8 protein-coding genes are annotated in these 14,972 nt (G+C 52.9%); 3 read left to right on the top strand and 5 right to left on the bottom strand.

Features of this window, described 5'->3' with window-relative positions; genetic code table 11:
* Positions 1–56 precede the first annotated feature (56 nt).
* Positions 57–1,595, bottom strand: coding sequence for an extracellular solute-binding protein (locus AC3RCL_RS08390; protein WP_036672196.1), 1,539 nt, complete (start codon positions 1,593–1,595; stop codon positions 57–59).
* A gap of 210 nt (positions 1,596–1,805) precedes the next feature.
* Positions 1,806–3,344 carry an extracellular solute-binding protein gene (locus tag AC3RCL_RS08385; RefSeq protein ID WP_492535170.1) on the bottom strand — a complete coding sequence of 513 codons (1,539 nt, stop codon included), beginning with the start codon at positions 3,342–3,344 and terminating at the stop codon, positions 1,806–1,808.
* A 198-nt stretch (positions 3,345–3,542) separates the two neighbouring features.
* Here AC3RCL_RS08385 and AC3RCL_RS08380 point away from each other — a divergent pair, with 198 nt between their 5' ends.
* Together AC3RCL_RS08380 and AC3RCL_RS08375 are read left to right on the top strand one after the other, a co-directional pair.
* Complete coding sequence (locus AC3RCL_RS08380) at positions 3,543–5,849, top strand: helix-turn-helix domain-containing protein (RefSeq protein ID WP_492535169.1); 2,307 nt, start codon at positions 3,543–3,545, stop codon at positions 5,847–5,849.
* A gap of 151 nt (positions 5,850–6,000) precedes the next feature.
* Positions 6,001–7,575: an FAD-dependent oxidoreductase gene (locus tag AC3RCL_RS08375; RefSeq protein WP_492535168.1), complete on the top strand. Its 1,575-nt coding sequence runs from the start codon at positions 6,001–6,003 to the stop codon at positions 7,573–7,575.
* A gap of 76 nt (positions 7,576–7,651) precedes the next feature.
* Here AC3RCL_RS08375 and AC3RCL_RS08370 read toward each other — a convergent pair whose 3' ends face one another.
* A complete protein-coding gene (locus AC3RCL_RS08370) occupies positions 7,652–8,359 on the bottom strand; it encodes a 4'-phosphopantetheinyl transferase family protein (RefSeq protein ID WP_492535167.1) in 708 nt (235 codons plus the stop codon).
* 184 nt (positions 8,360–8,543) lie between these two features.
* Here AC3RCL_RS08370 and AC3RCL_RS08365 point away from each other — a divergent pair, with 184 nt between their 5' ends.
* The gene (locus AC3RCL_RS08365) at positions 8,544–9,305 is read left to right on the top strand and encodes an aminoglycoside adenylyltransferase domain-containing protein (protein WP_492535166.1); all 762 of its coding nucleotides are present in this window, start codon (positions 8,544–8,546) and stop codon (positions 9,303–9,305) included.
* 23 nt (positions 9,306–9,328) lie between these two features.
* Here the strand turns inward: AC3RCL_RS08365 and AC3RCL_RS08360 are convergent, their stop codons facing one another.
* Positions 9,329–9,436: a hypothetical protein gene (locus AC3RCL_RS08360; protein WP_015734120.1), complete on the bottom strand. Its 108-nt coding sequence runs from the start codon at positions 9,434–9,436 to the stop codon at positions 9,329–9,331.
* An 882-nt stretch (positions 9,437–10,318) separates the two neighbouring features.
* Positions 10,319–14,968: an S-layer homology domain-containing protein gene (locus tag AC3RCL_RS08355; protein ID WP_492535165.1), complete on the bottom strand. Its 4,650-nt coding sequence runs from the start codon at positions 14,966–14,968 to the stop codon at positions 10,319–10,321.
* Positions 14,969–14,972 lie beyond the last annotated feature (4 nt).

Genomic DNA, 14,972 nt, shown 5'->3' with positions numbered 1-14,972 from the left:
CCTGCCGGAGACTGCAGCATTGCAGTCTCCGGCCGTTCGGGATGCTGGCATGTTCGTTATTTGGAAGATTCGTAGGAAACGTTGAACTCATCGATGATTTGCTGACCGCCGCTCTTTAGCCAGTTGTCCACGACGGCTTGGAATCCGGCCTCGTCCAGATCTCCGAGCATGAACCGATACGTGCCGTCCTTGATCATCTCCTGCAGCTGCACGCCCTTTTCGTTAAACGTCTTGGAGTCCAGGGAAGCTGAAGGATCCTCTATGAGATAATCATTGTTCTCCACGATCATTTCCTCCGCCTTCGCTTTAACAGGAAGCATATGCTTCGGCTCATAGAATCCTTCGATCGTTAGCGGCCCGCCCACCTGCATCGCTTGATAAGGCTTCACTTCACGATCGGTTAGCTTGGTGTCCTCCGAAGGAACGACCTTGCCTTCCTCCAGCTGGTGGTGCTGTCCTTCCACTCCCCAATAGATCAGGTTGCCGAGTTCAGGGCTCATCAGCTGATCCATGAAGGCAAGCACTCCTTTCAGTTCTTCCTCCGATTTGATGGCTGTTTTCGGAAAGAGTATCACCGAGCCGTAGCCGGGAACCGACCAGATTCCGAAGCCGTTCGGTCCCCCCTCGATTTTATTCTGAACATCGAGCTCCGCATCCGGATTCACTTCGACGACCTTGGGATGCAGGCTGGATACGTCCCCCATCGCTCCGATATAAACGCCCGATTTGCCGGTAATGAACAAATTTTGCTGATCGGTTTTGCTGGTAACCGGGAAATCCTGATTGATCAACCCTTCCTGATGAAGTTTCTTGAAGAATTTCATCGTCTCCATATATTCGGGGAACATGAACTCGGGAGCCAGCTTGCCGTCCTTCTCGCCCCAGTTATTCGGTGTCCCGAGCCATGAGCTTATCGTTTTGAATGCCCCATAGATCAGATCGTTCCGGTCCGTCAACGGAATCGTGTCGTCTTGGCCGTTGCCGTCAGGATCCTTTTCCTTGAACTGCTTCAGCATATTATAGAACTCGTCAATATTGGTCGGAGCGCTGAGCCCAAGCTTGTCGGCCCAATCCTTGCGATAAATGATGCCTTGGCGCGACAAAGGCACTTCACGGTATAACGCATAGATTTTGCCGTCCACCGCCGTGTTTTTTAACACATCGGGTTTCAGCTTGCTGAGGTTCGGGTATTGATCCAGCAGCGGCCCGATTTCCCAGAATTGCCCGTTGCGGATCGCGTCCCGCATATTGACTAGCGAAGCGGCATTCTTCAGATACGTCACCTGCGGCAGCGTTCCGGTTGCGAAGGATGCATTGACCTTTTCGTCGTAAGTGCCGTCCGGCACCCACTGAATGTCAAGCTTGGTGCCCGTTTTCTCTTCCAGCAGCTTCTCAATCATGTCGGAAGGAACTTCAGGGGTGTGAAGGTTGGCCATGATCGAGATGGCAACCGGTTCGCTTGGTTTCTCGCCTTGCGCCTGACCTCCATTTGTGCTGCTGCCGGTTGCTGCAGGGGCGGAGCCGCCGCCACAGCCCGCCAACACGGATAAAGCGGTTACAATTGCCAGGATGGTACTGGCTTTTTTCTTCTTCATCATCTGACCTCCGTTATAATTGGGTTAAGGACTGACAAGAAACAGCTTAGATGACGGAAGCTCGGTGCGTATATAATCCTTCGATTGGATATGGGGAGTTCGGCCGCACCCGGCATAGGGAGCCGGGGGAATCAAATCTAATGATTACATAGGCAATGGGATCGCCGATGATGGCGCGACAACAAAAAAACCGCCGGGGAAATCAATCCCCTAGCGGTATTTCTCATGCAGATACGGTCCCACCGTGCTTCGATACGAAGCATCATATTCCTCGATAATCTGGCTCCCCCCTTCTTCAAGCCAACGGTCGATCTCCGCCTCGAACCCCTTCTCATCGATCATTCCCAGCATGAATTGATAGGTGGCGTCCCGCATGCGTTCATTCAATCGGACGCCGATCTCGTTATACAGCGGAGATTCGAGCGGTGCGGTAGGATCATAGATGAGGAAGCTTTCATTATCATAAATCAGCCGCTCGGCTTTATCCTTGACCTTATTCGTGTTAACCGGCTCCAGCATGCCCGGGATGGTGCTGAAGCTTCCGGCCATCAAAGCCTGGTAAGGCTTCACGTCCTTCTCCCTCAGCTCAAAAGCATCCACCGCCACCGCTTTGCCATCCTGTACGGTATAGTGGGTGCCCTCGATTCCCCAATACATCAGGTTCGCAAGCTCTGGACTCATTAGCGTATCGTAGAAGGAGAGCACATTCTTCAATTCCTCTTCCGTGGCGATCGCGGACTTCGGAAACAAGATGACCGTTCCGTATCCCTGCGATGCCCATATCCCGAACCCTTCCGGCCCGCGAACCCGATTCTGAACATCGAGTACGGCCTCAGGGTCATTCGCCAGCAGCCTTGACTGCAGAGACAGGACGTCCCCCATCGCGCCGATATAGACCCCGGCTTTCCCCGTAATGAACAGCTCCTGCTGGTCCGTCTTGCTGGTAATCGGAAAATCTTCATTCACCAGTCCTTCGCTATGCAGCTTCTTAAAGAATTTCATCGTTTCCATATACTGCGGAAAGACGAATTCCGGCTGCAACGAATCGTTGTACCATCCCCAACGATTCGGCGTTCCGTAGTAGGAGCTGATCGTCTTGAAAGCCCCGTAAATCAAGTCGTTGCGGTCCGTTAAGCCGATGGTATCATCGATGCCGTTGTTGTCCGGATCGTTATATGTAAACCCTTTCAGCATTTCGTACAAATCGTCGAGCGTTTCCGGCGCCGGAAGCCCCAGCCGATCCGCCCAATCCTTTCGGTAAATGATGCCCGATCGGGCCAAGGCACGCTCCTGATACAGGCTGTACAGCTTCCCGTCAATAGCGGTATTCCTTAAAACCTCGGGCTTCAATCGCTTTAAATTCGGATAGCCGTCAAGGTACGGGCCGATTTCCCAGAACAGCCCGCTTCGTATTTCATCCCTGAAGTAGGACAAGGATGCGGCATTCTTGAGATAGAGGACTTGCGGCAAGGTCCCTGTCGCAAGCGCTGCAAACACTTTTTCATCATAACTGCCGTCCGGCACCCACTGGATGTCCAGCTGAACGCCCGTTTTTTCCTCGATCTCTTTCTCGATCCGATCGGATGGAATCTCGGTGGTGTGCAGGTTGGCCATCATCGAAATGCGGGTACTGCGTTCAAAAGACGCATTTCCGCCATCCGCCCCCGATGAGCGGGCCATGGTGATGCAAGCAGCCGATACCAACAGGATAGCGAGCGTAAGCATAACATAGTTTGACAGACGGGTCATCAATCCGTTCTACCTCCGTTCCCCCATGTTTCTTGCGGATCCCAGGTGACTGAGACGATCATATCATATGTACATCTTTTTTCATGACAAACCAGGATGATCAAATCCAGTGATTATTCATTTTGAAATGATTATTGAATGTAACGGGGGTTGCCCATACAATGATTATACACTTTGTTAAACAGGAAGGTGTACCTATTGCATCCAAAAAGTAGCTTTTATTCTAAAATGGTCCTGTTCGGCTGCTTCATCAGCATCATTCCTCTTGTGGCCCTCGGCTTCTTCTCGTTCATGAAATCATCCACCTCCGTGCAAAACCATGTCAACAGCAGCAACATCCAGATCATGAATCAAACGAACAGCAATCTTGAACAGGTGCTGAGGACCGTAGACTATACACTGAATTACGTCATCAATTCCAACATGCTGCAAAGCGCCTTATATCGTCCCCTGTCCTATTATGACTTCCAGCTGTATAACAAGCTGAGAGAAGAGATGAGTCTGCTGCAGTCTCCCGAAACCAAAGTAACGGACGTCATTCTTGCAAATGCGACAAGCAACTGGCTGATCAATAACCGGGGCATGTACGAATTTAATGAATACGCTTCCAAAGAGACGCTCCTGAAGCTTCTCGAGCTGCAAGGAAACTCCAATTGGATGATGCTGGAGACCGAATCCCTCGGCTCCAGCGATACGCTCAGTTATGCCTGCCCCTATACGATCGCCCTTGTGAAGAAAATGCCGCTCTCCTCCTCCAGCGCCCGGGGCGTTGCCCTTGCCACCATTCCCAGCTGCAGTCTTGCCGCCATGATGGACAGCCCTTCCGAATCCCGGGAGGTCATGGTGCTGGACCACAATTACCGGATCGTTGTGCATCCGGAGCAAGGGAAACTGGGACTATATCTGACCGATACCGGGTATGCGGAGGCGGAGCTGGACCATTTTGACAGCAAATCGGGGCAGTTCGAGACGAAGATCGACAACAGGCAAGTGTCGGTTACGTACGTGCGTTCCGATTTTAACGGCTGGCTGTATGCCTCCTTCACCGAAATGTCCGCCATCACGAAGGAGTCCCGTTCCATCGGCTGGTTCACGCTGTATATCTGCCTGCTGATGATCGGTTTCAGCGTCCTGATTGTATGGCTTGGAACGCGGAAGATGTATACGCCGATCCGTCACATTTTCGAAAATATCGTGGAGCGTCTCCCGGAAATCCAAGCGAACAAAAAGAACGAGCTGCAAGTCATCGACGAACATATCCGGGATATGTTCAATTCGAATACCAAGCTCCGCAGCGAGCTTCGGCAGACGAGCCAGCAGGTGCGCACCTTTTTCCTCCATAAACTGTTCCTGGGCAAAATCAATCCGCCCGAAGCGATGGAACAAATCGAGATGTTCGGCTTCAAGGAGCAAGTATCCGCATGGGAACAGCTGGCGGTCTTCACCCTCCAGATCGACATGCTGGACGAAACCCGCTATGAACGCAAAGACCGGGATTTGCTGCTGTTTGCCGTCAACAATATCATCGAGGAGATGATCCCCTCCTCCCACCGGCTCCCCTCCGTCATTATCGACCTTACGCAGGTTACGCTCATCGGACGAGGCGGCATCACGCCTGAGGCATTCAACGATTATGTGTATACCCTATCGGAGGAGATCCAGAAGACGACGCGAAGTTTCCTGGACCTGGAGGTCAGCATCGGCATCAGCCTGCCTTACGACAACCTGTCCAAAACGTCGCGCGCCTACCAGGAAGGGCTTGAAGCCCTGAAACACCGCATCAAGCTGGGAACCGGCGTCATCGTCCCTTATTTCAGCCTGAACTCCGGCAAGCATACCCGGGTCTACTTCTACCCGATGCAGGTGGAGAACGAGCTGATCGATGCCATCAAGCTGGCTGACGAGGAACGGGCCGTGGAGCTTCTGAGGCAGTGGCTGGACGAGGTGTTTCGCAAGGACCGGACGCCGCATGAGTATCAAATCTCGCTCATCCGGCTGTTGAATGACCTGATGATCGTGATGCAGGAGAACGGGATCATGCTGGAGCAGCTCGACATCCGGGACAGCTCCCTCGTGGAGGAGCTTCTTCGGCTCTACACCAATCCCGATATCGAGAGCTGGTTTAAATCCCGGATCATCCGGCCGATGGTAAGTGTTTTCCGGGATCGCCAGGACTCTCAATACCAGAATCTCTCCGAGCAGATGATCGAGATGATCCGCAAGGAATTCGACCGCAACATTACGCTTGAGGAATGTGCTTCGCGCCTCCATTACAACAATTTTTATCTAAGCAGCGTATTCAAGAAAGAAACCAACATGTCCTTCAGCGAATACCTGTCCCAATACCGCTTCAAGATGTCCAAGAAATGGCTTGTCGAAACCGATATGCCCATTAAGGATATTGCGGAGAAGCTGAGTTACAACAATTCGCAGAATTTTATCCGGTCCTTCCGCAAGCTGGAGGGGATGACGCCCGGGCAATATCGCAGCAAATACAAAACCTGATCATAAGCCTTGTAAAACCGCATCAGATTACCAAAAAAGGTCACCTGTGTCCCGTACTTTTCCTAAGGATGAGCATCTACAATTAGAATAGTCACTTTTTGTGCTGATTGTTGATCATTTACGAAACCATCCCAAAAGGAGAATCTGTGCCATGATACGAGAAATGCAGGCCGATATCGTCATTCTCGGCGGCGGGACGGGAGGAACAGCCGCTGCGCTTGCCGCCGCCAAATCAGGAAAAACCGTCATCATGACCGAGGAAACGACTTGGATCGGGGGACAGCTGACCAGCCAGGCGGTTCCGCCCGACGAGCATCCGTGGATTGAATCCTTTGGCTGCACGCGCAGCTACCGGCTGTTCCGCGAAGGCGTCCGCCAGTACTATCGCGATTATTTTCCCATGACGCCCGAGGCCAGATCCAACGTGCAGTTGAATCCCGGCAGCGGCATCGTCAGCCGGCTGTGCCATGAGCCCCGCACGGCGCTCGCCGTTCTGCACCAAATGCTGGCCCCGTACATTCACAGCGGGCGGCTGACGATCCTGTATCAATATGCGGCGGAGTCTGCCGACGTTTCAGGGGATCGCGTGGACAGCGTAACCGTGCGTCATCTTGAAACCAAGGATCAACTCGTCCTCCGCGCCCCGTTCTTCGTGGATGCCACCGAGCTCGGGGATCTGCTTCCGCTGGCAGGCATCGAATATGTCACCGGTGCGGAGTCCAAATCCCAGACAGGAGAGCCGCACGCCGTCGACGGCGATCCGCTGCCGCAGGACATGCAGGGCTTTACGTATTGTTTTGCCGTCGACTATCTGGAGGGTGAAGACCATACGATTGAGAAGCCCGCGCTTTATGATTTTTGGCGGGAGTATAAACCCGATTTCTGGCCGGATAAGCTGTTAAGCCTGACCGCCGTCAAGCCGTCGACGAATGAGCCGATCGAGTATGAGATTTTCCCCGGACACGGCAAGTTCCCGCTTTATCAATACCGTCAAATCCTGGACCCGAAGCATTTTGCCGAAGGTACGTTCGACAGTTCGGTGTCGCTTGTGAACTGGCCGCAGAACGACTACTGGCTGGGTTCCATTATCGATGTGCCGAAGGAAGAGGCCGACCATCATATTGATCAAGCCAAACAGCTCAGCTTGTCCCTGCTGTACTGGCTTCAAACCGAGGTGCCCCGGGCCGATGGCGGACAGGGTTATCCCGGACTGCGTCTGCGTCCCGATGTGGTTGGAACGGAAGACGGCATGGCCATGTACCCTTACATCCGTGAGTCCAGAAGAATTCAGGCCGAGTTCACGGTCCTGGAACAGCATGTGGCAACCGAATCGCGCCCTGACGGCGTTGCCGAAACGTTCCACGATTCCGTCGGTATCGGCTGTTACCGGATCGATTTGCACCCGAGCACGGGTGAGCGTCCTTACATTGATATCTCTTCCCTGCCATTCCAAATTCCGCTGGGCAGCTTAATACCGAAGCGGATGAAGAATGTGCTGGCAGCCAGCAAAAACATCGGGGTCACCCACATTACAAACGGCTGCTACCGGCTGCATCCTGTAGAATGGAACATCGGCGAGGCCGCCGGATACTGCATCAGCCATTGCCTGGATCATGACATTCTGCCGACGGATGTTCGGAACGACGAAGAAAGACTGGCCAGCTTCCAGCAAAAGCTCGTAAGCGAAGGCATCGAGCTGGCATGGCCGGCACTCCGGCCCGTCTGATCCGCCGCCGCTATAGAACCGCTGCAAAAACCAGCTCAAGGACAACGCCCTGAGCTGGTTTTGGTGTTTTTCCATTTTATAACTCATCCGCCGTTACGTATTGAATCTGATCGGGGAAATGGCGATCCATGCTGCACACCGACAGCTTGTACCCTTCTTCCAGCGCATATTGCTTAAAATAGTAGGTTCCACCGTTCTCGCCAACCACGGGTGCCCACTCCCATTCACAGCCTTGCCGCTCCATTACAAAAGAATCCAACGGCAAATGCAGGCCTTTGCCCTCGGCCTTGATGTAGCTTTCTTTTAACGTCCATAAATCAAAGAAGCGGAAAAGCCGTTCGGATGGAGGGCAGTTTAGCAGCGCGTTAAACTCGGTTTTATGGAAATAACGTTTGGCGATATCCATATCGATGCTCTCCATTTTCTCGACGTCGATCCCGACCGGCTCATAACCGACGGCGCACACGACCCAATGCCCGGAATGGGAGACGTTAAAATGCAGGTTATCATGATCCTTCAAGAATGGTTTGCCGTAAGGATTTCTGATGATTTCCATATTCGTAAGTTCCCGTCCCAGCTTATCCCGAAGCATGCGATGGGCCAAGGCATCGCCAAGCACCGAACGCTGGTAATCGCTCGCCCTTCTGAACTTGGACACATACTCCTGGCGATCAGGGGACAGCGTCTGGAATAAGGCCCGAAACGTTTCGTCGCGGATATGATCCGAATTCCGGATCGCGTAGACCTCCACAGCGCTAGGCTGATTCTCATTAAAAGTGCCCATAACTCCGCCCTTTCTCTAAACATAGTCCCGTGTTCACTTCGATATGTACGTTCCGTTCCCCTGCTTCTTTCCGCCATCCTGCTGCCTTTTCCTCCTATACGGGGGAAGGAATGATCATTGACAACGGAAAGACCACCTTACCATAATGGATAAAAAGAACGTTTAAATGAAGGTGGGGGTTCGATTGGACACGCAATCGGTTTTGGATCAAGCGGTGGACTTATTTACGGAGGAGCTTGGCAGCCATTTGGTCGGCGTTTACTTGCATGGTTCCTTGGCTATGGGCTGTTTCAACCCGGAAGCAAGCGACGTGGACCTGCTGGTCGTGGCAGCAAGGCAGCCGTCCCGGGATCAATTGAGGCGGCTTGCCAACAAACTCATAGCCCTCCACGATGGAATGGCCAATCAGCAGGGATTGGAACTGAGCCTGGTCCTGGAGTCCAGTCTCCGGGAGCTCGTTTATCCGCCACCATTCGAATTCCACTACTCCGCCTTCCATCGCGAGAGGTATCTGGCCGATGACGATTACCTATGCGGCGGATTCCAAGACGCGGACCTGGCCGCCCATTATACCGTGATCTATCATCGGGGCATTGCACTGTACGGCAAACCCGTTCGCGAGGTCTTCCCGCCCGTGGACCGATCCTATTACGTTCAAGCTGTCCTCGAGGATGTAGAGAGTGCGGTACAGGATATTACCGCCTCTCCTGTGTATTACACGCTGAACCTTTGCCGGGTGCTGTACTATCTGAGGGAAGGCGTGGTGTCCTCCAAAAAAGAAGGAGGCGAATGGGGGCTTCGCGCACTTCCCTCGCAGTATCATCCGATGATCGAGCATGCCCTGCATCAATATACCGGCGGAGCCGGGAAACCCGCGGAATCCGCACCGGATGGACTCGTCGCGTTTGCCGGCGGCATGCTGGAGCGAATCCGAAAGGCATTATGATTGACAAAGATGCTCATCATGATTTAAATCCAAAAGGTGCTTAATACAATAACCAACAGAATAAACAATACCAGAACAATGCCTACCGAAGTTCCGTATCCGCCGCCGTAGCAGCATTTATCGTAGCTCATCGATATAAACCTCCTTGTGTGATGGTATGGTACAGTTTATGTAAACGGATGCCCTTAGACAGGGCATTTCGGCAATGATGATCAGAATGTGCATGAGTCTAATTTCCATGGCATGCCATGCCAAGCCTCCTGCATGCACGAAGCAGGGTTCGGTACATCCGCCTCCTATTTATTGGAACTTTGAATAGATTCCTGCGTAATATTTACTTTAAGAAGCTGATCTCATTCTGAAGCGAGGTGCTTAATATGAAAAAATTCAGGTTTGGAAGATCCCGTATAGAAAACTGGGCAAACATCGTTACCCTCATATCTGATACCGTGTTATATATCCCGCGACTGATGATGAAGCTATTCAACTGATGGCTGGGTCGATAGCCGCCGCGATGCACTAATATTTTAATTTAGAAGGGCTATTCCTTTCTCACGATCAAACAGGGGGTAATCGGATGAAGATGATACTCAAACTGTATTCGGAATATTTAATTATCCCGCGTCCTTTTCGTTTATTGGTTCTGTGGGGTTGGATCATATTATTTATGGCTGTTGGAATTAGATTGAATTGGTTCTTCTAGGAGAGTTTCTCTTATGGATAAATTAACGATCATAATGGTTAAGTTTCTGACCGTTGTTATTTTCATCCTTCTATTTATCGGGGTTTTCTTGCTCGGGAGATTCGTCGGTAACGCAACTCCTTGGTACGTAACAACCTCCTTACTGATACTGTTGATTGTTAGATGGGTTTACTTAAGAATAAAGAATAAAAAATAATCACTATTATACGGATCGATAATAATCTATCCGTATTTAATAGATCGTTACTTATATGCAACGCCCTGGTACATAACAAAGACCCGTTCGATAGAATCGAACGGGTCTTTGGCTTTAACGGTTAATAAATTCAGCCATTTGCAGCATTCTGGTTAATACGACCGCTCCTTCAGCACGGGTAGAATGTGCCTTTGGAACGAACTTGTCAGAAGAACGTCCCTCCATCAGACCTGAATGGACGATGGCCGACACGGCCTCTTCGGACCAGGATGCGATGCGGTCACGATCCTTGAACCCTTCCAATATGGAGCCGGAGTCTCCTGTCTCCAGATCCTTGCCGGCAAGCTTCAGCGCCCGGAGCAGTAAGACACTCATCTGCTCACGGGTAATCTCCTCGTCCGGACGGAATGTGCCATTGCTGAAGCCTTCGATCAGCCCATTCTCCACAGCCGTAGCGACAGCGGACGCAAACCAATCGTTTGCCTTCACGTCCTGGAAGCCCGTGTCGGCTCCCTGATCCTTCAACCCGAGCGCACGGACGAGCATGGCCGTGAACTGCGCTCTCGTGATCGGCTCGTTCGGACCAAAACGCGTATCGCTCAGTCCTTCAATCAATTTTTTCGAGGCCAGCAGCGATACGTCCTCGCGGGCCCAATGACTGCTTAAATCCTCAAATGTCTTCGCATGGGAGACAACGGAATAAACCCCGCTCTCCCTCCATTTGAACTCCGCTTGGGAGGTACCGTTCGATGTGCGAATGAGCGCCGGTACGAAGACCAGCTTGCCGGATGCCGGATCCATCCGCAGCACCGTCGTTTGGGATGGACTGGCGACACGGGATAGAACCTTCGTAAACTTAGCGTACGGTCCTTTCAGTGCCGGGACTGTCGATAACTTGTCACCCTGCTTCCATGCCAAGGTTATGGCAAGCGATGCATCCAGCATGGAGGCTCCCTCCTCCAGTGCTGCCTTCATCCGGTCCTCTTCTGTTTTCGAAGCAAACCCGACGCGGATCTGCAAGCTTTCCGCCGTCCCTCGCTGCTGCATAGCTTCCGTCAGCGACTGAAGCGGTATTTCCAATCGGCCTTGGGAGGATTCCAACACGATGGAGCCCCCCGGCAGGTCTTTCACGGCAGCGCTTAGTCCTTGAACCGGCAAGTGAAGAACGAAGGAATCCGAAGCGTCGGTCACCGAATACGTAAGCAAGCGTGAAGCCGCCGGCAGCTTGCTAAGCCGTGCCACATCATCGAGCAAAGACTTCTCGTTTGCATCCGCTATGATGACCGTCCTGCCGTCCGGTGCCGTCTCTTTTTTGATGTTCAAGCGCTCGGGTTCGGTCGGTTTTGGAGGTGGCGGTGTCGTTCCTCCACCCGGTGAACCGGATCCTCCGCCCGGAGTTCCCGGATCGGATCCGCCGTCTCCCGTAGAAGTCCGGATGACCTCAAACGTCTTACTGTTTGTTTTGAAGTTGTCAACGAATACGTCCACGGTGATCGAATTGGCGCCCGTTTGCAGCGGCACGTTCGCTGTAAATTCACCTTTCGCCGACAGGGTCGCATCGGCACCGTTCACCTTCACGGCCGCTTGGCCGGGTCCGAGAACTTCGACCAGCCCTGTCAACGCAAGCTGGCTAGCGCGCGTTTCCTTGCCTTCGTCGTCCATCAGCCCACTTAATACGGCCGAACGAACCTGGTTGCCCGTATTGTAAGCATTGGCCACGAGCTGGCGGAGCGTTCTTGTGCCTGACGGATCCAGAGCGGAAATAACAAAACCTCCCGCAGGTATGACGCTGTTGTTCTCTTCCGGGGCTCCCCAGCTCCAGTTGATCGCTTGGTTCCGGTTGACTACGCGCGTCACGTGACCCGTGTTATCCACAACCACTTCAACCCCGAAGCGGTTCGTGCCCGTGGAGTATCCGAAGGCTTCAGTCATCACGTTAACGTTGCCCTCGATCCGGTTGATGTTATAGAAATTGCCTTCAAGGAACGAATCAGGGCTTCCCGGCAAGCTCATGCCGAGCTGGTAGTCCTTCACCCACTCCTTATCTTGGAGAGCGGCAGCCGCGATCGGCCAGTTGACCTGGGATGCGTCAAACAGCATCAGGCCGTTCGTAGACTTCAGCCCCGCCTGGAATACTTCGCGCTGGACGGCCGGCGCCTGCACGTTGTTCATGGCAATGCCTGCATACAGCGGAATTTCCCCGTTCGTTACGATATTGCCAAGCGTAATGTATTTCTGGATTTCCTGACTGGTCGTTTGATAAGCCCCGATCATCAGAAAATCCAAATACTCGATGTATCCGGTTTGGTAATATTCCTCCGTATACACCGACTCGTCCGGCATGCCGAGTGCGGGATTGAACCGGAAGTTTTTGCTGCCCCAGTTGACGCCGTTTAGATAATACGTTTCATACCAGGATCCTACATAAGAGGATACCTCGATCTTTCTGCCTTCTGAGACTTCATAGGAATCCACCAGCGCCTTCACTTCACCGAAGAAGCTCTGAATCGTGCCCGAGCGGAATTCCCACCAGTCCTGAATCAGCGGGCCGTATACCCTTACATTGTTGTCATAGGAGAAGATATCGTTTGGCCAATCGACAAGCTGCTTGCCCCGGGCCTGCAAAAACTGCTCGAACTTCACGCGGGTTTCGTCGCTGAAATCGGCCCCTTCGTTGTCATACCGGCTTCGGTCATGGACAACCCCGTCCACGTCGTAGTTCTTGATGATTTCCTCAAACGTTCTGAGCTGATAATCCCGAACCTCGTCATTGGACGGGTTGACGAAGGCTACCAGGCCCTGCTTTTTGCTTTCGCGCAGACGCTTGATCTCGCCGTTGTTTTCAGGGAAATACACGCGTTCTTCCCAATCGAGATGGTCGTTCAGAACCGCATACTCGTTATGGGCGATCGATCCTTCGGCAAACACGTTGATCGCCGCATGAATCTCTAATCCCAGGGCATGACCATGGTCAATGAACTCCTGCAGCAGGTCCAGATCCGGACTTGCCCCCGCCTTTTCGGGTGCCTTGATCTCGCTGACGTAAGGTCTGCCCGTCAAATCGTTCTTTTTGTACGAAACATAGCCTTCAACGCCCTTCACGTCAAACGCGACCGACGTCACGCCCGTTTCCTTGGCTTTTTGCAGAAATGCCAAAACATCCTCGCTGGTTTTGAACTTTCTCGCATTGGATGCCTGGTCCACCCAGAGAATGACTTCTTTTTCCGAAGAAAAACCAGGTCTGGCAAACACGGCCAAATGACGCACATCCTGCTCGATGTCATTCTTCATCACTTTGACTTCGATATAGTTGGTGCCGTTCGTTAACGTATAATTGTGAGTGAAGGTGCCATCCGCTTCAAACGGAATTTCGTTCCCGTTCACCAGGAGCTTGATCGCCGCAACATCGTCCATGTTGTCGATGCGCCCCGTGATGGCGGTGCTGCCTTCCGTTACGGTATACATCGTCTGGTTATCCAGCGTGAGACGTGCAATGAGGCCGTTGCCGCTCATGATGTCGCGTACCTGAACCACTTCCCCGTTCTTGCGCAGCTTGATCATGTCGCCGACCTTAAAGTTCTCGGCCAAATACCGCTTGATGTTGTTGCCTGCATAGCTGTTGTCCTGTGCCATCAGCACATAACCGCCTTCGGGTATTTCAAGATCGGTCGGTCCGGTCCACACCGGAGGCTTGCCGTTGATCGAAGGATTGACCACTCGCAATACGCGGTTGTTGGCATCCACCTGCACGGCCACATTGGTCTGGGGAATCGTGATGGAGCTGCCGTAATCTCTCGTAAATACCACCACGATGTTCGGCACGCCCGTGACATCCTTATCGACGTAATCCAGCTTCTTGCGCGGACCTTCGATGTCGATCGTAATATCCTTCGGTGCCGCCTCGACTTCAATATAATCCTGGTTCTCGATCGGTTCGTACACGATGTTCAGCGTTTGGGAGGCCAATTCGCCGTCTCCCTTAAACAGCTTTACCTCAGCCGCGTTCGGGCCCGGTTCCAAATACACATTCGTGCGGAACACGCCATCCGCCGTAAGCGCCGTTTCATCGCCATTGACGGTTACGCTTAAATCCAGGTCCGCGGCATAGTTCGCCACAAAACCCGCAATCTCAATGACCGGGATATCCACCGTCGCATCGTTTGGCGTAAGCAGATGCAGCTCCGGCGGCAGCGGATCCGGCCCAGGCCCCGGCTGATCCGGCAGGAAATCGGATGCTTTCACTTCGACGCCCGCGCGCATCAGCTTCACCGAATCTCCCGTTTGGTTTTGATTAAAGAGAGGCTTTTGAAAAGCGGATTGCTCCCACGGAAGCGTGCCGCCTGCCACGACGACATAACCGCCGGCCGGAATCGGCAGCAGCGTGCCCGGATCCCAGGCAGTCGGAGGATCGGCGTCCGGTCCGAGAATGTCCAGGACTTGACCGCCGGCATCCACCGAAACCGCGACATGAAGCGTAGGCACCCATACCTCATTGGTATACACGGAGCCCGTAACCGAAGCGCCGCTCGTGTACAGCGCCAAGTAGTCATTCTTACTCTCCAGCGCGTCGCCTGCCACGTTGATATCCGTGAATTCCAGACTGTTTCCGCCTTGGGAGACCAGCGTAACCGGTTCGGGAACCGCGCTTTGAGCCGGGGCAATTTCGTTATCCGCGAACGCGGAAGAACCAATCGGCACGATGAGCGATACGATCAGCGATAAACTGAGGAGCAGCGCGATCCGCCTGCGAAATAAACGATACATCAAG

This window comes from Paenibacillus sp. MT86 (assembly GCF_058792535.1).
Note: the sequence above shows the minus strand (reverse complement) of the source record. Positions and strands in the feature narration are given on the sequence as shown.